The organism is Micrococcus sp. HMSC31B01, assembly GCF_001816085.1.
GTDB lineage: Bacteria > Actinomycetota > Actinomycetes > Actinomycetales > Micrococcaceae > Micrococcus > Micrococcus luteus.
This window is the reverse complement of sequence record NZ_KV825303.1, coordinates 1-2,752: the sequence shown is the minus strand read 5'-3', so window position 1 is coordinate 2,752 and position 2,752 is coordinate 1. Positions and strand designations below refer to the sequence as shown.

Sequence of the window (2,752 nt, the reverse complement as noted above, 5' to 3'; positions counted from 1 at the left end):
GGCCCGGACCCCGTGGTCCGGGCCGCCGCGGAGGCGGGCAGGCGCGGGATCAGCCCTCGACGAGCTGATCGGCCCTGTCCGTGAGCTCGGCGGGGATCTCGACGCCGTAGGCCTCGGCGGCCTTCGGGTTCAGCACGAGCTGCAGGTTGGCCGGGTCGGCGTAGCCCACGGGCAGCTCGGCCGGCTTCGCGCCGTCCTTGAGGATCTTCACGGCCATCTCGCCGGCCTGCTTGCCGTGCGCCGTGTAGTCGATGCCGTACGTGCCCAGGGCGCCGCGCTCGACGGAGTCGATGTCCGCCGAGATGACGGGGACGCGCTGCTCCTCGCCGTAGCCCACCACGGTCTCCAGCGCCGAGACGACGGCGTTGTCCGTGGGCACGTAGATGCCGTCCACGCCGGACAGGGACTGCACGCCCTGCTGGACCTCGGACGAGTTGGTGATGGTGGCCTCCTTGACCTCGAGGCCCAGCTCCTTGCCGGCCTCCTTGGCCTGGTCCACCTGGACCTTGGAGTTGGCCTCGCCGGAGTTGTAGACGATGCCGACGGTCGTGGCGTCCGGCTTCACGTCCTTGAGCAGCTGCAGCTGCTCCTTGACCGGGTTGCGGTCCGAGACGCCGGTGACGTTGCCGCCCGGGGCCTCGTCCGAGGCCACGAGCTCAGCGCCCTTCGGGTCGGTGACCGCCATGAACACGACCGGCTTGTCCTTCACGGCCGAGACGGTGCCCTGTGCGGCGGGGGTCGCGATCGCGGCCACGAGGTCCACGTCCCCGTCGTTGGCGAAGGTGGAGGCGATCGAGGTGACGGTGGCCTGCTCGCCCTGGGCGTTCTGCTCCTCGAACGTCACGTCCAGGCCGGCGTCCTTGAACGCCTCCTTGAAGCCCTCGGCCGCGCCGTCGAGCGCCGGGTGGGAGACGAGCTGGTTGATGCCCACGGTGTAGGAGCCGTCGCCGCCGGCGGCGGAGGACGAGCCGGAGCCGCCGGAGCCGGAGTCACCGCACGCCGTGAGCCCGAGGGCGGCGACGGCGAGGGCGGCGGTGAGGGAGAGGGAGCGGTGCTTCATGAGACGGACCTCGTTCTGATGGTGCGGTGCGGGATGCGCTCGCCGACGGGGGCCCGTCGGACACAGTGCAGACACTGTGCGCGGTGACACGCATCACAGGCAAGACGTGCGCGTATCCACGCGACATCCTGCCATGTGATCGACGTCACTGTAGACACTCTGCCCGCGTCGGCGCCGTGTGCGACACCCGCGTCCCCGCCTGGCCGTCATCCCGGGCGGGGGCGCCGTGGAGGTCAGCGCCCGCCGGCGCGCTGCACCGAGATCTCGTACAGGGAGATGCCCACCGCCATCGAGGCGTTGAGGGACTCCATCGTCGAGTCGATCGGGATGGACACGATCTGCTGGCAGTGCTCCCGCACCATGCGGGACAGACCCTTGCCCTCGGCCCCCACCACGAGCACGAGCGGCTCCGTGGCCAGGGCGAGCCCGGGCAGCGAGACGTCCCCGCCGCCGTCGAGGCCCAGCACGAAGTAGCCGGCCTTGTGCAGGTCGACGAGGGTGGTGTTCAGGTTGCCGGCCTGGGCCACGGGCACCCGCGCGGCCGCGCCGGCCGAGGTGCGCCAGGCGGTGGCGGTCACGCCGACGGAGCGGCGCTCGGGCACGATCACGCCGTCCGCGTCGAACGCGGAGCCGGCCCGGATGATGGCGCCGAGGTTGCGGGGGTCGGTGATGCCGTCGAGCGCGATCAGCAGCGGCGGGGTCCGCAGGTGCCCCTTCTCGTGCTTCGCGAGCGCGTCGAGGGCCAGGGCCGTGGCGTCCGCGTACTCATAGGGCGGGATCTGCAGCACGATGCCCTGGTGCACGGCCTCGCCGGAGAGGCGGTCCAGCTCCGGCTTGGTGTTCTCCAGGACCGGCACGCCCTGCTCGAGGCAGAGGCGCAGGGCCTCCTTGACGCGGTCGTCCATCTCGATGCGCACGGCCACGTGCAGCGCCTTGGCCGGGATGCCCGCGCGCAGCGCCTCGAGCACGGGATTGCGACCGGAGACCGTCTCATCCGTGAGCTTCACGCGGCCGCGGACCTGGTCCTTCACGGGGCCGCGCTTGGCGGCCGAGCGCTCGGCCAGCTGCTTGGCGCGGTGCGCCTTGTGGTAGACCCGGTCCTCGGCCTTGGGGGTGGGTCCGCGGCCCTCGAGCGCCTTGCGGCCGTGGCCGCCGGTGCCCTTCATGGGGCCCTTCTTGCCCTTGGGCTTGCGGGATCCGCCGGAGCGGGGGGCGGTGGACATGGCGGGACTCCTGCGGGCCGGGGACGGGGGCGGCGGCACGCGGGGCGCCGCCGGATCGCCCTCCAGTCTAGGTGTCAGTCCGCCAGGCGCCATGTGGCGCCGTCGGCGCCGTCCTCCACCACGACGCCGGCCGCGGCCAGCGCATCGCGGATGCGGTCCGCGGTGGCCCAGTCCTTGTCCGCGCGGGCCTGTGCCCGCGCCTCGATCTGCGACCGGACGAGCGAGTCGAGGGCGTCCGACACCGGGCCGGCCGCGGCGTCGTCGCCCTCGGGCACGTCGTCCAGGCCCAGCACCGCGGTCATGGCCTCCACCTCGGCCAGGCGGGCGGCCGCGGCGTCGAGGTCCTGCCCGGCCAGCGCCGAGTTGCCGGCGCGCACGGCCTCGTGCAGGGCCGCGAGCGCCTGGGGCACGTTGAGGTCGTCCTCCATGGCGGCGCGGAAGGCGGCGGGCACGCGGTCCGCGAGCGCCC

General features: G+C 73.4%; 3 protein-coding genes. All 3 read right to left on the bottom strand.

Features of this window, described 5'->3' with window-relative positions; all coding sequences use genetic code 11:
* Positions 1–49 precede the first annotated feature (49 nt).
* Positions 50–1,060, bottom strand: coding sequence for an ABC transporter substrate-binding protein (locus tag HMPREF3105_RS09940; protein WP_070709482.1), 1,011 nt, complete (start codon positions 1,058–1,060; stop codon positions 50–52).
* A 233-nt stretch (positions 1,061–1,293) separates the two neighbouring features.
* Positions 1,294–2,283, bottom strand: coding sequence for a 23S rRNA (guanosine(2251)-2'-O)-methyltransferase RlmB (rlmB, locus tag HMPREF3105_RS09935; RefSeq protein WP_036382443.1), 990 nt, complete (start codon positions 2,281–2,283; stop codon positions 1,294–1,296).
* A 74-nt stretch (positions 2,284–2,357) separates the two neighbouring features.
* The coding region (locus tag HMPREF3105_RS09930) for a DALR domain-containing protein (protein WP_371441112.1) at positions 2,358–2,752 on the bottom strand (395 nt) is incomplete at its 5' end.

Coding starts and splice junctions, on each gene's coding strand:
- HMPREF3105_RS09940 (WP_070709482.1), bottom strand. CDS start 1,060: ATGAAGCACCGCTCCCTCTCCCTCACCGCCGCCCTCGCCGTCGCCGCC.
- rlmB (WP_036382443.1), bottom strand. CDS start 2,283: ATGTCCACCGCCCCCCGCTCCGGCGGATCCCGCAAGCCCAAGGGCAAG.